Genomic DNA, 18508 nt, shown 5'->3' on the forward strand with positions numbered 1-18508 from the left:
GCATGCCCCATGATGCGTTATCTAAGATTTGTTTACAACAACTTTCTACACTGTGCGCTCAGGCTGAATAGTCACGATTCTTTTATGTTCAACAGCTATGTCGTTTGCTGGTGCGACCTATCTGTTGAACTACAGATTCCTGTATGCGGTGTTTCTGATGGGACTGTATTTTTTAGGAGGGGTGTTCCTCCCGCCAGGCGATGCCGGCACGAAGGTGCGCGCTCTGTGGATCGGTATCAGCATAGGCTTTTTTGGCTCAGTGCTTTTCTTTTTACCTTCCTCATTTCCCGTCTGAGGAGCATTGTCCCGGCGACTATGCCGTAATAGATGCGAATTGACGGTTGATGTCGCTGAGGGGCCTTAACATTCAAATGTCGAAGAATATGACGGCCTCGGACGCGCCATCTTTGTAGTCGGGAGGGATTCACTCAGCCACGCCAGATATTTATTAGCCTCCATGAACAGTGCCGACGAATTTTTTAGAGCATTAACAAGTCAGGTGGATCTGGATGATCCTCGTGAGACTTGCCTGGCGCAGAAGTTCATGATCGACGCCTTGTATCGAGCAACTGATAGCTTGCCACTTCCGGCCCGTGAGGCGGCAGCGATTGCCAATCGATACTCGACTGGTGTAATTGGTCTGAGGGAGGTGGAAGCTGAGCGAGTCAAGCTGTGGGAATTGATCGCCGGTCGTGACTGTTCTGACGATGACGACGTGTTGCGCATAAGAGCGACAATCTGCGTTCTATATCCACCCAATCCATCTGAGATGCACGACAGGGTCGCAATATTCCTGGCTTTCTGGTTTCGGGGCGGTTTGAGCGGACCTCAGATTGCTGCGACGCTTGAGAACGACTATGGGATAACGATCGATTCAATCAGGCCGGGCTGAAGCAGCCTCTCAGTTTCGCACTCTAATACATGATCGGAAGTTCGGATGAATGAAATCGCTCTCGAACCCTGGCTGAATTCCTCGAGAAACGTGCCAGGGATTATGCCGAACATCGGTCAGGGTTTGCTGAAAAGAGGGCATGGTTAATAGAGTTTCATATTGATATTCGGCATCTACCAGCATGACAAGTGGATTGTGATCCCTGGCGCGTCGAACGTACGGCGCGCGGCGCAAATCGCCCGCCTCACCAACTTCATCCGCTCTGATCAATAGCAAAAAAAAGGAGCCGAAGCTCCTTTTTTTTACGCACAGACCAGCATCAGAAGTGCACCCCGCGCAGCAACTGCTGCATCGCGATCTGTTCCGAGCTCATCTGCGGCGCCTTCTTGTCGCCGCCCTTGGCCGCATCCGAATCGGGGAACATGCGGAACGTCGTGTTGAGCACGATCTGCGCCACGCGCGGCATCAAGGCATGCAGCACCTGTCCGAACACGCCCACGCGGGTCGCAATGCGCACCGGCTTGTAGACGATCGCCTCGGCGATCATGTCGGCCGCTTCTTCAGGTGCCAGCGTCGGCACGTTCTGGTAGATTTTTGTCGGCGCGATCATCGGCGTTCTCACCAGCGGCATGTTAATCGTCGTGAACTTAATGCCCACGTCCGACAACTCCGACGACGCGCAGCGCGTCCACGCTTCCAGCGCCGCCTTGGAGGCCACATACGCCGAAAAGCGCGGCGCATTTGTCAATACGCCGATCGACGAGATATTGATGATGTGCCCCTTCTTTTGCGCGATCATCTTGGGCAGCAGTCCCATGGTCAGGCGCAGGCAGCCAAAATAGTTGAGCTGCATGGTGCGCTCGAAATCGTGGAAGCGGTCAAAGCTGCCTTCGATCGCGCGCCGGATCGAGCGGCCCGCGTTATTGACCAGCACGTCGACGCCGCCATGGTTCTCCAGCAGCACCTGCACGAAGCGGTCGCAGTCGGCCATGTCGGCCACGTCGGCAGAATAGGTCACGCAGTCGAAACCGCGATCTGTAATTTCCTTGCGCGCTTCGGCCAGCTTGTCTTCGTCGCGCCCGCAAATGATGGTAATGGCGCCCGCCTCAGCCATCTTGTGGGCCGCCGCCAGGCCGATGCCCGACGAGCCGCCGGTGATCAGCACCACCTTGCCGGCCACGGTGCCGCGCAGCGTGTGGTCGATGAACAGCGACGGGTCGAGTTTGCGCTCCCAGTAATCCCAGATCGGGGCGGCGTAGGACTCGAGCGGCGGGCAGGCGATGCCCGTGCCCTTAAGCGCGCGCTGCGTCTCGCGGCTGTCGAAGCGGGTAGGGTAGTTGATAAAGCCCATCAGGTCGGACGGCAGGCCCAGGTCCTTCATCAGCGCGTCGCGCACGCGGCGCACCGGCGAGAGCGCCATGATGCCCTTCTTGACCGACTTCGGAATGAAGCCGAGCAGCGCGGCGTTGATGCGGATGCTCATGGTCGGCGCATGCGCGGCGCGGCAGAACACGTTGAGCACTTCGCCCACCCGCATCGGTTCCGGATCGGTCAGGTGGAAGCACTGGCCGTCGAGCTTGCTCTGGTGGGCGATATTGTCCATGGCGTCGACCACAAAGTCGACCGGCACGATGTTGATGCGCCCACCTTCAAGGCCGATGGTCGGCATCCAAGGCGGCAGCAACTGGCGGATGCGCTGAATCAGTTTGAAGAAATAGTAGGGACCGTCGATCTTGTCCATTTCCCCGGTGACCGAGTCGCCCACGACCATGCCCGGACGGTAGACGCGAAACGCACCTTTGGTCTCGTTGCGGACGATTTTTTCGGAGTCGTGCTTGGTGGCGAAGTAGGGGTGGTCGAGTCCTTCAGCTTCGTCGAACATGTCTTCGCGGAAGATCCCTTCGTACATGCCGGCGGCGGCAATCGACGATACATGATGCAGGCAGCCGGCGTGGATGACGTTGGCAAAGTCCACCGTATTGCGGGTGCCGTCGACATTGACCGCGGCCTGGTCGTCGGCGTCGGCGGTCATGTCATAGATAGCGGCCAGGTGGAAGAAATGGTCGATGTTCTTGGACAGCTTTTTGGTATCGTCCTTGGAGACGCCCAGCTTCGCTTCGCGCAGGTCGCCAAAAACCGGAATCGCGCGCGCCTTGGTGGTGCCCCAGAATTCGAGCAGTTCGCCCAGCTTGTCCTTGCTCGCTTCGCGCATCAGGAAGTACACCACGCTGCCTTTTCGTGCCAATAACTTCTTGACCAAACGCTTGCCGATAAACCCGGTCGCTCCTGTGACAAAATACTGCATCGTGGTGTCTCCCTTGTGCTGGTTATTTGAATAGATACACTAATCATTACAGGGGAATGCCCGGTTGGCAAGGAGTCTTGGTCGATCTTGTTGCGCTGTTCTCCCTTTTAGAAGCTGCTCTCTATGCGTTTAGTATCCGATCTCTAGAATTGCTCACTAAAATGCTCTCATCAAAGAAGGGTTCGACTTCGAATCACTGACGGAATCACACACAAACCGGGAGCTCACAATGGTAAAGAAACTGAAGACACTGGCAAAAGCCGAAGACAAACAATTGGCTAGCGCCGTTCGTACCTCCGCTCACCAGATCTGGCAGGCAGGCCTGGGCGCTTTCGCCAAGGCCCAGGAAGAAGGCGGCCGTGTATTTAGCAAGCTGGTCGAAGAAGGCACCAACCTGCAGCGCCGTACCCGTTCAATGGCCGAAGATAAAGTCTCCGGCGTGACCGACACCGTCACCAAGGTTGCCGATGGCGTGTCGAAGCAAGCTTCCGGTTCGTGGGACAAGCTTGAGCAGGTCTTCGAAGACCGCGTCGCTCGCGCCCTGTCGACCATTGGCGTGCCGACCCAGAAAGACATCCAGGAATTGACCCGCCGCGTCGAGCAGCTCAGCCGCGCAGTGGCTGCCGCTACCGGCAAAAAGATCCCGGCCGCCAAGCCAGCGGCCAAGGCCGCGCCAAAGGCAGCTGCCAAGAAGCCGGTCGCTAAAAAGGCCGCAGTCAAGGCCGTTGCGAAGCCAGCAGTTAAGGCAGTTGCGAAGCCAGCCGCCAAGCCAGCCGCCGCAAAGAAGATCGCCGTCAAGCCAGCCGCGCCTAAAAATGCAGCCGTCCCAAAAAAGACAGCACCTAAGAAAGCCGCCGCCGAAAAAGTCAACGACACGCCGGTAGAGAGCACCAGCGCAGCGTAATTGCGCGCGCCAGCCTGACAAAGGGCCTGTGCTTTGCGCAGGCCCTTTTTACGTTTTAAAAAGAGCAAATACACCATGACTTCGAGCACAGAAAATCCCCCGCAGCGCAAAATCGGCCTGGCACTGGCCGGCGGCGGACCGCTGGCCGCGGTCTACGAGATCGGCGTGCTGGCCGCGCTCGAAGAGTCGATCGAAGGCTTGGACGTAAACGACGCCGACATCTACGTGGGCATCAGCGCCGGCGGCATCATCGCCGCCGCGCTGGCCAACGGCATCACGCCGCATCAGATGTGCCGCCTGTTCATCGAGAGCGACGTCGACGCCGCCGACGGCGCGGCGCTGTTCAAGCCGGAGCTGCTGCTGCGCCCGGCCACAGCCGAAATCAGCAAGCGCCTGGCGCTGCTGCCGGGCCTGCTGGCGTCCAGCCTGTTCCATTACGCGCGCAACCGCAGGAGCGTGTTCGCCTCCTTCGAACGCCTGAAAGAAGCGCTGCCTGCCGGGATCTTGTCGGGCGAGGGCATTCATCGCTACATGAAGGCGACGTTTGCGCGCGCGGGCCGCACCAATGACTTTCGCAAGCTGCGCAACAAGCTGGTGATCGTGGCCACCGACCTCGATACCGGCGACGCGGTGCGCTTTGGCCAGAAGGGCTGGGACGCGATCCCGATCTCGAAAGCGGTCCAGGCCAGCGCCGCCGTGCCGGGGCTGTTCCCGCCGGTGGAAATCCACGGCCACCATTTTGTCGACGGCGCCGTACGCAAGAGCATGCACGCCTCGATCGCGCTCGAAGCAGGGGTCGACATGCTGTTTTGCGTGAATGCCATCGTCCCCTACAATGCGCGCGGGCGCGAGCTGCGCAACGCGCCTGGCAAGCTGTCCTCGGGCGGGCTGCTCGACGTGCTCTCGCAGACGCTGCGTTCGATCCTGCATTCGCGCATCGCCTCCGGCATGGCCAGTTACGAAAAAAGCCATCCTGACGTGGACATCTTGCTGTTCCAGCCCAGCCAGGACGACGCCCAGCTCTTCTTTACCAATATCTTCAGCTATTCGAACCGGCGCGAGATGTGCGAAAAGGCGTACCAGAACACGCGCCTCGAGCTGCTCGAGCGGCGCGCCGAGATCGGGCCCAAGCTGGAACGGCATGGCCTCAAGCTCAAACTGAACGTGCTGCGCGATACCAGTCTGTCGCTGGTGCAGCAGGCGCCTTCGCGTCAGGCGCTGGCGCGCTTGCGCCAGGCGCTCGACGACCTTGAACGCTACCTGAAGGTGGCCGATTCGCAGTAACTGCCCTGTTCTTGCGGCCGGTTTCAGTGTTATGCTTGTGTAAGAAAAACAGTGACCTCCCGCCATGCTACAGAAAGCTCCACGCCGTACCCGCGAACGCATCCTCGAGTTGTCCCTGCGGCTGTTCAACGAGTTCGGCGAGCCGAACATCACCACCACGGTGATCGCCGAAGAGATGAATATCTCGCCGGGCAACCTGTACTACCACTTCCGCAACAAGGATGACATCGTCAACTCGATCTTCGTGCAGTTTGAAGCCGAGATCGAGCGCATCCTCACCGTGCCCGAAGGGCGCCGCTCCAACATCGAAGACGTGTGGCTGTACTTGCACCTGATGTTCGAGCTGGTCTGGCGCTACCGGTTTTTTTACCGCGACCTGAATGACCTTTTGTCGCGCAACCGCAAGCTCGAACTGCATTTCAAGCAAATCCTGGCGCACAAGATCAAGGTCGCCAAGCAGCTGTGCGAAGACCTGCGCACCGAAAAGTCGCTGGAAGCGTCGGACGCCGAAATCAGCGCCATGGCCACCAATATGGTGGTGGTCGCCACCTACTGGCTGTCCTACGAATACGTGCGCAATCCGCGCAAATACACCGAGCAGCAAGCCATGTCGGACGCGCTCGCGCGCGGCTGCTACCAGGTGCTCTCGCTGATCGGACCCTACCTGCGCGGCGACACCCACCTGCTGTTCCAGAAACTGTCCGAAGAATATCTCAAACAACTCAAGTAAGGAGCCACCCATGGCATGGACCACATTCCCGCACCCCGACGACGCTTACGTCTACACCGCCGCCACGCTGAAAAAAGCCTGGCCTCGGCTGCACGCGGGCGACGCCGAAGCGTTTCCGAAAAAAGCGGCGCTGGTCGATGCGTGGATTGCCTTTCATGCGGGCGAGTTTGAAAAGGCCACCAGGATCGGCCTGGATGCGGGTGTCGAAGGCTACGCCGTGGCGCACAAGGCGTCCTGCATGTACGCCACTTACCTGGAAAAGAACGACAAGAAAAAAATCGCCTTGTTCGAGGAAGTGGCCGAGCGCTGCGAGCGCCAGCAGCTCGAGCAACCGTCCAACGCCGCCGGCTACTACTGGCACGCATACGCGCTGGGCCGCTACGCGCAAGGCATCTCGATCGTCAAGGCGCTGGCCCAGGGCATCGCCCCCAAGGTGCGCGCCAGCCTCGACAAAACCATTGCGCTCGCGCCCAAGCACGCCGATGCGCACATCGCGCTGGGCGCTTTTCACGCCGAGATCATCGGCAGCGTGGGCGCGATGATCGGCGCGCTGACCTACAAGGTCAAGAAGGAAGAGGGCTACAAGGCGTTCAAGAAGGCGATCGAACTCAATCCCGACACGGCCATCGGGCGCATCGAATACGCCAACGCGCTCGTTTCCCTCGATGGCGAGAAGAAAATGAAGGAGGCCGTCGCGCTGTACGAAGAAGCGGCGGCGATTGATCCGCAAGATGCGATGGAGCGCCTCGATGTCGAGGCGGCGAAAGAAGAGCTGGAAGACGAATGAAGTCGATTGCCGTCTATTGCGGCGCCAACCCGGGCGCCTCGAGCGTGTATGCGGATGGCGCGCGGGCCCTGGCGCGCGCGCTGGTCGGGCGCAACGTGGCGCTGGTGTATGGCGGCGGCCACGTGGGCCTGATGGGCATCATCGCCGACGAAGTGCTGCGCCTCGGGGGCGAAGTGAGCGGCGTCATTCCTCAGCAGCTGGTGGACCGCGAGCTGGCCCATTCGGGCCTGACGCGCCTGTTCGTCGTCAAGGACATGCACGAGCGCAAAGCCATGATGGCGCAGCTGTCCGACGGCTTCATTGCCATGCCGGGCGGGATGGGCACGCTCGAAGAGCTGTTCGAGATGCTCACCTGGTCGCAGCTTGGCATCCATGCCAAACCGGTGGGCGTGCTCAATGTCAGCGGCTTTTACGACCAGCTGGTCGGTTTCCTGGACCACGCGCGCGGCGAAGCGTTCATCAAGCCGCAGCATGCGGGGTTGATGATGGTCGAATCCGACCCGGAAGCGTTGATCGAGCGGCTGATGCGTTTCTGACCGCCAGAGGGCAGCACGTTTTCCACGAAAAGGCGGCTGGATGGCCGTTTTTTTTCGTTCCATGCGCTTCCGGGGCCGCGACAACTCGCAGCTATCGTGTTGCGTTCTCAAGCTGACGCAGCTCTGCGCTTTTTTGCCAGGGTGGGTAGCGGCTCGCGCTTGAAGCGCTCTCGCTTGCATTCGCTACCGATCCAGCGCGACGTTGTGGCAAGCCATGGCAACGCGTGCGCACGCCATCCTTGCATGTGATTCCACTCGGCGGCGCCTCGCCGTCAGCGCTGGGCGCTCGCCCACTCTCCTCTTTCAAGGCCCCGGGCGACATCCCGACAAAAATCTACAACGCTGCGCGTCTTCGTAGTAACATTATAAAAATAGTAATTAATCCAGACAAGCGAAGAAGCACGACCTATCGAAAAATTCCGACGAAGAGGGCACGATCATGGCTACCTGTCCGTACCACGGCACACCCAAACCCTGCGCGAGCTGCAGCCAGCACGGCATGGGCGAATTTGCTCATACTTCTGTTTCGGGGCCGCCCTCCTGGGAGTATTCAAGACCGCGTACTCACGGCCACACTCACGGAAGCGCCCCTCCTTACCGCATCCGGTGCGGGATTAACGAGGGCTTAGGCGTTCGGAATGCGCAAGCGCACGTTGCCACTCTATTCACCGACTCGCTAATCGGCTGCGCCCAAGTCATATTTAGAAATGCACAGGCCACATTCACCTGTCACATCGGCGCCGGTGCACGCACCCCCGGCAATTGGGCGAGATGGGCTGCCGACAGATTCGCACGCTTTTACGGAGCCATCGTCACCTGCCATGTCATCACTGGCGACGCTCCAGCAATTGGCGACCTTGTAGAAGCGAGCCTTGCTGCGCATTTAGGTGCGGTGCAAAGGATAATGAACAGTCATGGGTACGCAATCGATATTGCTACGGGACACGTGCGAACGACGCCTCTCGGTTGGTCTGCAAGTCAAGCCAATGTGGCTGGCTGGCAGACCGCAAGGCATCTGCTTGATTTGCGATTGCTCGGTACGATGTCCCTTGGCGAGCCAGGTTACGGTGATTATAGAGAAGGGTGTAGAGCATGCGACGCCTAGATGGAACCGCATGTCCGACAGCACGGTGGACCTATTCGACGAGCTTGCTGACCGGATAGGTCCATTGATTGAGGGCGCAAAGCGCGCCCTGCCAGAGGCGGCTATACTGCGCTAACTATGCGCCTACAGCTTTTCTCCGACCTGCATCTCGAGCGTGCCCCGCACTTTCGTCCCCTCATCCATCCGGCCACCGACGTCGTCATCGTCGCGGGCGACGTGGGCTCGTATCAAACCGGCTCGCGCCTCGAGGACGACGACTTCGGCCTGGGCCGGTTTTCGCCGCTGCAGAGCGGTTTTGGGTTCGCGCGCGTGCTGTACGTGCCGGGCAACCATGAATTCGACGCGCTTGACTTCGACGACACCTATGCGCGGTTGCGCCGCACCTGCGAACGGCTCGGCATCACCTGGCTCGAACGCGAAGTCGTCACCATTGGGGACGTCAGGTTTGTCGGCACTACCTTGTGGAGCGATTTCGAGGCGCTGGCCGCGCGCGAGTCGACGCTGGCGCGCCAGATCCAGCAGCGCACCAAGGCGCACCGCGCCGCCAATTACTATCTGAGCAAAAACACCACCTTGAAGGCCGGCGAGCCGGTGCTGGCAGAAGGCATCTGCACCATGTCGCTGGCGTGCCAGAGCTGGCTGCGCGCCGCGCTGGCCGTCCCCTGGGGCGGAAAGACAGTCGCGGTGACGCATTTCGCGCCAAGCCTGCAAAGCGCCGACCCGCGCTACGGCCTCACACCCGGCACGGCCGGCTTTTGCAATGCGATGGACGACCTGTTTCCGCTGGTCGATGTGTGGCTGCACGGCCACCTGCACTGCGCCAATGACTACATCGTGCGCGGCAGCGACGGCGCGCGCGCGTGGGCCTGCCGCGTTCTCGCCAATCCCCTCGGGTACCTGAACAAGGGCGAGCAGGCGGCCTTTCGGGAAGATCTGGTCATCGAAGTCTAGTGTCTCGAGTTGGAATAAATATCCCGAGAATCCCCGCGATACTGCGTCAAAAATGCTCGCAAGGCCTCGGCCTTGCTCCGCTTTTGTTCCTTGTCTCTCGGCGATTTCGGAACATTTATAAGCAACGAACTTCCAACTCAGGACACTAGGCCATTACACCGGCTTGCAGCCAAAGGTCGGGTCGGCCGCCTTGCGCCGGGCGGGTGCCTTGCGCTTGTACTTGCGCGCGGATGGACGCGTGACCGGCGCCAGGGCGTCGGAGGCAGGCATGGCCGGTGCCACGCACGCCGGAACCGGCGGCGCAGGCTTGACGATCGGGGCCAGCACCGGTGGCGCGACCGGGGCCGGCGCCGCAGGTGCGGTAATCGCCGGCGCGGCAGGCAAAGGCCCGGTCGGCGTATTGAACACATACTCCCTGGCCCGCTCGTTGAGTTTGGCCTTGTCGATCACGTAGGTTTGCGGCAGCTCGTTCGGGCAGTTCTGCACTGCGTCGGCGCGGTCGTCCTGGCGGCCCGACTCGGGCAGCGCGCCCGGCTCCTGGCGCGACAGTCCCAGCGCCTGGTGCAGCAGGCCCATGCCGGCGTGGGTGCGCGCGTAGGCATAAAACTGGTCGTACTGCGCGTTGGCGTACGAGCGCTTCGACTGGAACAGTTCGTTTTCGGAATCGAGCAGGTCCAGCAGCGAGCGCTGGCCAATGTCGAACTGGTTGCGGTAGGCGTCGCGCGCCTTTTCAATCGACAGCTGGTGCTGGTCGAGGTAGCTCAGCTGCTCGGTCAGCTTGACCGTGTCGTTGTAGGCGATGAGCAGCGTCTGGCGCACGTCGCGGCAGGCCTTGTCGCGCTGGTCGCGCGCCACATTGATCAGGTCCGCCTGCTGGCGCACGCGCGACAGGTCCGACAAGCCGTTGAACAGGTTCCACGACATCTGCAATTCCACGGCGCCGTTGTTGGTGCGCCCGCTGATGCCGTTCAAGTTGTTGCCGCGGTCATTGCGCATCACCAAATCCAGGCGCGGCGCGTAGGCGGCGCGGCGCGCGGCGCCGGCCTTGTCGTTGGCCCGCACGTTTTCAACGGCCGCCTGCAGCGCCGGGTGCGTTTTGAGGGCGGTGCCGAGGGCGGCGCCGATGGTGAGCGGCAGGCCGCCCGTCAGCGGCTTCATCGGTTCGAGCGTCGCGGCGGGGACGACGCCCACCAGGCGCTGAAAGCGCGCGCTGACATCGTGCAGGTTGGCCGTTTCCTGCAGCAGGTTCGATTCGGCCAGCGCCAGGCGGCCCGCAATCTGCTCGAGGTCGACCCGGCGGCTCACGCCAGCCTGAGTCTTTTTCTGGATCTGGATGAACACCGCCTGGTGGCGCACGTAATTGTCTTCGGCCAGTTCCACCAGGCGCCGATAGCGCAGCACGTCGGCGTAACTGCGCACCACGTCCAGCACCACCGTCTCGGTCGTGTCGCGCAATTCATACAGTCGCGCCAGGCGGGCGTGATCCAGCCGGGCCACGTCGTTTTTGGTCAGAAAGCCGTCGAACAGCATCTGGGTCAGGGTGAGCGAGGTGGAGCTGCGCGACAGCTTGCTGGTCCTGAGCGGGTCGTCCTGGTTGTCGCGGCCAATACCGGCGGCCAGGTCCAGGCGCGGCAGATAGGCGCCGGCGCCGGCGGCGCGCTCATGGCCGGCCGCTTCGAACGCATGCCAGCGCGCCTGCACTTCCGGGTTCGACAGCACGGCTTGCTGGGTGACTTCCTTGAGCGTCTGGGTTTGCGCGTGGCTGGCCAGCGAAGCAACGGCAAGGGCGACAAGGGTGGCAAGGGCGCAGGTATTTTTCAACTTCATTTGGAATGTTTTCCTTGGCAGTCCAGAAGACTGTAAAGTGTATTTTTCGCGTTAAATTAATGCATAATGGCAATAAAATAGAGCGTGACTAACGCCTCTACAGTACTGCTGCAAATATTATACGTTTCACAGCGGTAATTGGATGTTCTCACGCAACTATGTTAAACGCATGTTTTGCCACGCCTCCGATAGCCCTTAGTGTAATCTTGTTTTCAAGTATTTGCTTGGATGTAAGGATATTTTGATATTTGATAACAAAGTCGGGTCCTGCGCCTGATCCCGGACCGTGCAATTTCCCTCTCTTTCGCCTAGTGCAAAGCAGCGCCGGTCCGGCTTGACGCCGGCCCGCTCGCTGCTGTGCGCGCTGCTGTGCTTTACCATGCTGCTCGCGGCGGCGATCGATGGGGCGCGCTTGCCGGCGCGGGTGCAGGCGGCAGCGGCGGGCAGCAACGCCTTGCGTGACTGGGCAAAAATGTTGGACGACAATCGTCAACAGACAACTGACATAAAATTGATCAAGGTCAATGAATTCTTCAATCGCCGCATTGCCTTTGCCGATGACCTGGCCGTGTGGGGCAAGTCGGACTTTTGGGCCACGCCTTTTGAAACGATGACGAAAGGAAAAGGAGATTGCGAAGACTTTGTTATCGCAAAATACTTTTCTTTGCTGGACATGAATGTGCCGGATGTTCAATTGCGCCTAATTTACGTGCGCGCGCGCCTTGGCGGCCCGTCCAGTTCGCTGCAGCAGGCGCACATGGTGCTGGCGTATTACCCGACGCCGGACGCGGACCCGATGATCCTGGATAACCTGATCACCGACATTCGCCCGGCCGCGCGCCGCGCCGACCTGACGCCTGTGTTCAGTTTCAACCGGCTGGGCGTGTTCGCCGGCGCGGCCGCGGGCGCGCCGGCCGCGGGCGGCACGGAACGCCTGTCGGCGTGGCAGGACCTGCTGTTGCGGGCGCGGCGCGAAGGTTTTGACTGATGTTATTTTTTTTATCTTTCTGAGGACGTCCCATGTCGATGTACCGCCAACTCTGGATCGCCCTGATCATCGGAACCCTGCTTGCGCTGGCCGGCGGCCTGCTGGCCACGACGCTCAGCGCGCGCTCCTACCTGCAAACCCAGCTCGAACTGAAGAACATCGACAACGCCACCGTGTTGGCGCAGGCGCTGTCGCTGCGGGCGGTCGAACCGGTGGAACTCGAATTGTCGATCGCGGCGCTGTTCGACAGCGGCCACTATGACGCCATCACGCTGGTCGACCCGCGCGGCAAGATGCTGGTCGAGCGGCGCGCCGCGCCCGGGCACAGCGGCGTGCCACGGTGGTTCATGGCCCTGCTGCCGATTCGCCCGGCCCCCGGCGTGGCCCATATCGCCAGCGGCTGGAAGCAGGTCGGCACGCTGACCATCGTCAGCCGCAGCCAGTTCGCCTATCACACGCTGTGGAATTCGACGCTGCAGATGATTGCGGTGCTGGCCTTTTCGGGCCTGGTGGCAGGCTACCTGGCCACGCTGATTTTGCGCCGCTTGAAGCGCCCCCTGGACGCCGTGGTCGAACAGGCGCGCGCGATCGCCGAGCGCCGCTTCGTCACCACGCCGGTATCGAACGTGCCGGAACTGCGCCAGCTCAGCGTGGCGATGAATTCGACCGTGGTGCTGCTCAAGTCATTGTTCGCCGATGAAGCCGAGCGGCTCGAGGCGATCCGGCGCGAAGCCAATACCGACCCGCTGACCGGGCTGGCCAACCGCCACCATTTCATGCAGCAAATGGGCGAAGTGCTGGCGGTCGAGGATGGCGCGCACGGCAGCCTGATTTTGCTGCGCCTGTCGCACCTGGCCGACTTGAACCGGCAGCTGGGCCACAAGGCCACCGACGCCATGCTGGCCGCGATCGGCGAGCGCTTCGATGCCCAGGCCCAGCTGCACGCGGACGGCTTTGCCGCGCGCCTGAACGGCAGCGACTTTGCGCTGGTGCTGCGCGGCGCCGAGCCGCACGCGGTGGCGCAGGCGCTGCTGGCTGGCGTGGCCGGCGAAGTGGTCAATCGCGGCGGCAGCGAGGCGCCCGTGTATGTTGGCATCGGCAAGATCCAGTACGGGCTCAATCTCGGTGCGCTGCTCTCGCAGGTCGATACCGCGCTGGCGGCGGCCGAAGCGCAGGGCGTGAGCGCCGTGCGCGAAGAGCTGCCGCTTAATATCGCCGAAGCGCCGCGCAGCGCCGGCGAATGGGCCAGACTGATCGAACGCAGCCTGGAACAGCGCTGGGTGCGCATGGCCTCGTTTCCCGTAGTCGACATGGCCGGCAACGTGGTGCACCGCGAATCGGCGCTGCGCCTGATGTTCGGTGGCGAATGGTTTCCGGCGGCGCGCTTTTTGCCGATTGCCGAGCGCTTGGGGTTGACCACGCGGCTCGATCTGGTGGCCGTCACGCTTGGCCTGGACGAGCTGGCGGGCGACGCTACGCTGCCTGGCCTGGCGGTCAACTTGTCGGCGCGTTCGGTGCAGGATCCGCAGTTTCGCCAGCAGGTGCTCGAGCTGATTGGCGCGCGAGCGGCCGTGGCCAGGCGCTTGTGGCTGGAAGTGCCCGAGAGCGGCGTGTTCGCGCAGCTCGACGCGTTCCGGGTATTTTGCGAAGCGCTGCGCGCGAGCGGCTGCCGGCTCGGGATTGAACATTTTGGCCGGCATTTCAAGCAGATCGCCCTGCTGCATGACATGGCGCTCGATTACGTGAAGGTCGACGGCAGCTTTATCCGCGATATCAATACCAATGGCGGCAACCAGAATTTTCTGCGCGGCTTGAACAGCATTGCGCACAAATTGGGGCTGCAGGTGTATGCCGAAGGCGTGAGCGACGTGGCCGAGTTAAATGCGCTCGACGCTCTCGGGTTCGACGGCGCCACCGGGCCGGCGGTGCAGGATTTGGCCCAATAGTTACCTCGTAGGTCAGAAAAGCGCGAGCGCATTCCGACATCGCACGCGTCACGGTGACGCATGCAATGTCGGAATGCGCTCGCGCTTTTCCGACCTACAATTTCCCCGATTTTCCGACCCTTGCGTCAATCCACCCGCAGCGTTCCCATCTTGATCAGCATCTTGAGCAGGTTCGTGTCGTCGCCGGCGGCGATCCCGGTGGCGGTGTACAGGTTCTGGTTGAGCGTGATAGTCTGGTTTTCGCCCACATTGTTGGTGACGGCTCCTGTAAAACCGCCCGTGCTGTTGATGTGCAAAATGGTGGTGGTGCCGCTGATCTCCACGTGAATATAATTTCTCAGGTTCGAAATTTCAACCAGCGACGTCGTCTGCGCGGTCACGCCCGAACTGGTGTGTTCACCCACCAGCAGGTCGCGCAGGTCGAGCACGTCGCCGCCGCCCACCGCCACGCCGGCGGTGCTCGACTCCACCGTGCTAAACCCGGTGCCGTAGCTAAAGTCGGTGATCGTGTCAAGCGCCGGCGCGCCAGCCACGCCCTTGTCGGCCAGACCCCATGCAAACACGTCGGCGCCGGCGCCACCGCTCAGGATGTCATTGCCCGCACCGCCCACGAGGTAGTCGTTGCCGGCATTGCCCACCAGCGTATTGTTACCGCTGTTGCCTTCAAGCCGATTATCGGCCGCGTTGCCGGTCAGGTTGATGTTGCTCGAACCCAAGGCCGTCGCGTTCTCGAAATTGGCGAGCAGCGCGTACGATGCAGCGGAATACGTGGAGTCGAGCTGGACCGTGTCAACGCCCCCGCTGGCGGCCTCGACGAGTGTGTCGAACGTATCGGACAGGACATAGATATCGTCGCCCGCGCCGCCTTCGAGGCGGTCGGCACCGGCGCCGCCGATCAGTACGTCGTTGCCGGCTTCGCCGTACAACTTGTCGTCACCGGCCCCGCCGTCAAGGCGGTCGGCGCCGCCGCCGCCGTTGAGGATGTCGGCGCCGCCATTGCCTGAGAGCAGATCTCGTCCGGCGCCGCCGGTCAGGGTATTGCCGCTGGCGTCGCCGTCAAGCCGGCTGCCGGTGCGCATCTGCCAGGTGGCGCTGGTGCCGTCGTAGACCAGGTCCTGGATCTGCGGGTCGCTCAGCGTCGGCGCAGCTTCAGCCGAGAACATGGCCGTGTTTTGCAGCGACAGCGTCTGATAGGTGTTCGTCGCGTCGTTGCTGGCCTTGTACTCGATGCGCAGCACGGCATTGCCGCCCTGTTCCCAGTACAGCAGTTCGATATCCTGCAGGCCGCCTTCGATATTGCTCAGCTGGACGTTGGAAAACACGCGCGTGGTCGGCGCCTGGTTGCCGTCGAATTCAATCAGCGTCTGGCCGGCCACGTTCAGGCGGAAGCCATCGTCGGCATACACGCGGAAGTCGTAAAAGCCCGGCTGCACGTAAAACTGTCCGCTCAGGCGTACTGCCGCGTCGGTGGTGCTGCCCAGCCCGGAGGTACCGTTGGTGTTGCCCGCGCCGGTTTGCACCAGACCGGTCGACTTGTCCTGGTACAGGAAGTTGGTCAGACCCAGCGTGCTCGAGCCGCCGTTGACGGCGGGCAGGGTGCTGCCGGCGGCCAGGTTCCCGTTCGAGCCGAGCGCGGTGGTGACGGTCTGGCCGACGCCATAGCTGAGCGTACGCGCCTGGAACGTCACGTCGGCACTGCTGTAGATGGCCGAATTGGCGGTGCCCACCACGCTGCCCCCGCCGGCGAGCGCGTTGCGCCCGTCCATGATAAAGGCCATGTCTTCCACCGAATTGAGGTTGCCCGCTGCCTGGTGATTGCCGAAGAAGGCCTTGCCGTCGTCGCTGTGGGTGCGCCCGGTGGTCGTGACCGTCTCGTTGTAGCCATAGTAGGCGCCGGTCAGGCCGTTGGCCGCGTTGGGCAGTGCGGTTAGCGTGGCAGGGGCGGAAGTCAGATCCATCGAGCCATTGACCGCGATGGTCAGCATGGCGCTGCTAAAGCCGCCGTTGCCGTCACTGACGGTATAGGTGAACGTGTCGTAGGCGGTTTCGCCGGCCATCAGATTCTGTACCTCGGCGCTGTTGTTGCGCAGCTGGTAGGAGTAGCTGCCGTCGGCATTGACGGTCAGTGCGCCGTACGCGCCGCTTAGCGGCGCGCCGATCGCGCCGGCGGTGCCGGTGGCGCCGGCGCCGTTAGTGCCGGTGCGCAGGGCGCTGATGCTCAGCGCGTCGCTTTCCGGGTCCGTGTCTTTGCCGGCCGGAGTCGCCGTGCTCAGGATCAGGCCATTTGCGGCCACAACGGTAAGCGTGCTCGATGCGCCATCCTCGGTGATGGAATTGGTATCGTTGGCGGCGATGGGTGCGTCGTTGGTGCCGGCGATATTGACCACCACTGTGCCCTTGGTGCCGTCGGCCGAGGTGACGGTGAAGGTGTCGGTGTAGGTCTTGTTGACCTGGAATTCGTTGTGCGCCGTGCTGGCGGTGTAGGTCCAGCTGCCGGCGGCGCTGATGGCCAGGCTGCCGTAGGTGCCGGGCAGAGTGCCGGCGACGAAGGTCGCAGCGCTGTCGGCATCGGTGATGCTGATTGTGCCCGATTGCACGAGCGCGACGTTGCTCTCGATGAGGTTGACCGTGGTCGGGGTAATGATGGCTGCGTCGTTGGTGCCCAGGATGTTGACGCTGATCGTGGTGGCGGTGCCGTCGGCGCTTTTCACGATGAACACGTCGCTGTAGGTGGTGTTTGCGACAAATTCATTGTGCGCGGTCGTGGCGGTGTAGACCCACTGGCCGTTGGTTTGCAGCGCGACGCTACCGTACTGGCCCGTATAAGTGAGCGCCGCATAGGTGGCGGAGCTGTCGATGTCGCTGACCGTCAAGGTGCCCGAGGCGGTCAGGATGGCGTCGGACTCGGTCAGCGGAACTGTTGCAGTGCTCAGTACTGCTGCGTCATTCGTGCCCAGGATGTTGACGGTGATCGATGTGGCCGTGCCGTCCGCGCTCGTGACGTTGAAGACATCGGTGTACGTGGTACCGCCGACAAATTCGTTGTGCGCCGAACTGGCGGTATAGGTCCACTGGCCGTTAGTCTGCAGCACCACCTTGCCGTGGGTGCCGGTGAAGGTGCCAGCGACATAAGTTGCGGCGCTGTCGATATCGCTGATGGTCAGGGTGCCTGATGCGGTCAGGATGGCGTCCGATTCGGTCAGCGGCACTACGGCAGTGCTGAGAACTGCTGCATCATTCGTTCCGAGGATATTGACGGTGATTGTTGTTGCCGTGCCATCGGCGCTCTTGACGTTGAAGACATCGGTGTAAGTGGCCCCTCCGACGAACTCGTTGTGTGGCGAACTGGCGGTATAGGTCCACTGGCCGTTAGACTGAAGCACCACCTTGCCGTGGGTACCGGTAAAGGTGCCCCCCACGTAGGTTGCGGCGCTGTCGATATCGCTGATGGTCAGGGTGCCCGATGCGGTCAGGATGGTATCCGATTCGGTCAGCGGTACCACGGCCGTGCTGAGCACCGCAGCATCGTTGGTGCCAAGGATGTTGACGGTAATCGTGGTCGCCGTGCCGTCCGCGCTCTTGACATTAAAGACATCGGTATAGGTCGTACCACCGACAAACTCGTTGTGCGCCGAACTGGCGGAGTAAGTCCACTGGCCGTTCGTCTGCAGTACTACCGTGCCGTGGATGCCGGTAAAGGTGCCCCCGACATAGCTTGCGGAACTGTCGATATCGGTGACGGTCAAGGTGCCCGATGCAGTTAGGATGGCGTCAGACTCGGTGAGTGGTACCACTGCGGTGCTGAGCACTGCGGCATCGTTGGTGCCCAAGATGTTGACGGTAATCGTGGTCGCCGTGCCGTCAGCGCTCTTGACGTTAAAGACATCGGTGTACGTGGTCCCGTCGACAAACTCGTTGTGTACTGAATTGGCGTTATAAGTCCACTGGCCGTTCGTCTGCAGCGTGACTGTACCGTGAGTACCGGTGAAGGTGCCCGCGATGTAGGTTGCGGCGCTGTCGATATCGCTGATGGTCAGGGTGCCCGATGCGGTCAGGATGACGTTGGATTCGGTCAGCGGGACTGTTGCGGCGCTAAGTACTGCTGCGTCATTCGTGCCCAAGATGTTGACGGTGATCGTGGTAGCCGTGCCGTCAGCGCTCTTGACATTGAATATGTCAGTATAAGTCGTACCACCGACAAACTCGTTGTGCGCCGAACTGGCGTTGTAAGTCCACTGGCCGTTCGTCTGCAG

At 61.5% G+C, this 18508-nt stretch carries 12 protein-coding genes; 9 read left to right on the forward strand and 3 right to left on the reverse strand.

Translation table 11 applies throughout. From position 1 onward, the window contains the following. Nucleotides 1-457 precede the first annotated feature (457 nt). The gene (locus ACP7BV_RS26365) at nt 458-892 is read left to right on the forward strand and encodes a hypothetical protein (protein WP_426107858.1); all 435 of its coding nucleotides are present in this window, start codon (nt 458-460) and stop codon (nt 890-892) included. A gap of 319 nt (nt 893-1211) precedes the next feature. Here the strand turns inward: ACP7BV_RS26365 and ACP7BV_RS26370 are convergent, their stop codons facing one another. After that, on the reverse strand, nt 1212-3197 hold the full coding sequence (locus tag ACP7BV_RS26370; RefSeq protein WP_426107859.1) for an SDR family oxidoreductase: 1986 nt from the start codon (nt 3195-3197) through the stop codon (nt 1212-1214). A 229-nt stretch (nt 3198-3426) separates the two neighbouring features. On the opposite strand from ACP7BV_RS26370, the gene ACP7BV_RS26375 reads away from it, so the two are divergent. The 6 genes from ACP7BV_RS26375 (at nt 3427) to ACP7BV_RS26400 (ending at nt 9494) form a co-directional block, all read left to right on the forward strand. Beyond that, nucleotides 3427-4101 carry a phasin family protein gene (locus ACP7BV_RS26375; protein WP_426107860.1) on the forward strand — a complete coding sequence of 225 codons (675 nt, stop codon included), beginning with the start codon at nt 3427-3429 and terminating at the stop codon, nt 4099-4101. A gap of 75 nt (nt 4102-4176) precedes the next feature. Then, the gene (locus ACP7BV_RS26380) at nt 4177-5385 is read left to right on the forward strand and encodes a patatin-like phospholipase family protein (protein ID WP_426107861.1); all 1209 of its coding nucleotides are present in this window, start codon (nt 4177-4179) and stop codon (nt 5383-5385) included. 64 nt (nt 5386-5449) lie between these two features. Beyond that, nucleotides 5450-6115 (forward strand): TetR/AcrR family transcriptional regulator, encoded by a 666-nt coding sequence (locus tag ACP7BV_RS26385; RefSeq protein WP_426107862.1) that lies wholly within the window; start codon nt 5450-5452, stop codon nt 6113-6115. Between the two features lie 10 nt (nt 6116-6125). Next, entirely contained in the window at nt 6126-6902 is a 777-nt protein-coding gene (locus tag ACP7BV_RS26390; protein WP_426107863.1) for a hypothetical protein, read from the forward strand. After that, nucleotides 6899-7438: a TIGR00730 family Rossman fold protein gene (locus ACP7BV_RS26395; protein WP_426107864.1), complete on the forward strand. Its 540-nt coding sequence runs from the start codon at nt 6899-6901 to the stop codon at nt 7436-7438. Before ACP7BV_RS26390 ends, ACP7BV_RS26395 begins: the two co-directional genes overlap by 4 nt. A 1222-nt stretch (nt 7439-8660) precedes the next feature. Further along, a complete protein-coding gene (locus tag ACP7BV_RS26400) occupies nt 8661-9494 on the forward strand; it encodes a metallophosphoesterase (RefSeq protein WP_426107865.1) in 834 nt (277 codons plus the stop codon). 153 nt (nt 9495-9647) lie between these two features. Here ACP7BV_RS26400 and ACP7BV_RS26405 read toward each other — a convergent pair whose 3' ends face one another. After that, nucleotides 9648-11321 (reverse strand): TolC family outer membrane protein, encoded by a 1674-nt coding sequence (locus ACP7BV_RS26405; protein ID WP_426107866.1) that lies wholly within the window; start codon nt 11319-11321, stop codon nt 9648-9650. 286 nt (nt 11322-11607) lie between these two features. Here ACP7BV_RS26405 and ACP7BV_RS26410 point away from each other — a divergent pair, with 286 nt between their 5' ends. Together ACP7BV_RS26410 and ACP7BV_RS26415 are read left to right on the forward strand one after the other, a co-directional pair. After that, on the forward strand, nt 11608-12309 hold the full coding sequence (locus tag ACP7BV_RS26410) for a transglutaminase-like cysteine peptidase (RefSeq protein ID WP_426107867.1): 702 nt from the start codon (nt 11608-11610) through the stop codon (nt 12307-12309). 32 nt (nt 12310-12341) lie between these two features. Further along, complete coding sequence (locus tag ACP7BV_RS26415) at nt 12342-14255, forward strand: bifunctional diguanylate cyclase/phosphodiesterase (protein WP_426107868.1); 1914 nt, start codon at nt 12342-12344, stop codon at nt 14253-14255. Nucleotides 14256-14380: 125 nt separating this feature from the next. On the opposite strand, the gene ACP7BV_RS26420 is transcribed toward ACP7BV_RS26415, so the two are convergent. Beyond that, the coding region (locus tag ACP7BV_RS26420) for a beta strand repeat-containing protein (RefSeq protein WP_426107869.1) at nt 14381-18508 on the reverse strand (4128 nt) is incomplete at its 5' end.

This window comes from Massilia sp. TSP1-1-2, assembly GCF_049896185.1.
GTDB lineage: Bacteria > Pseudomonadota > Gammaproteobacteria > Burkholderiales > Burkholderiaceae_D > Telluria_A.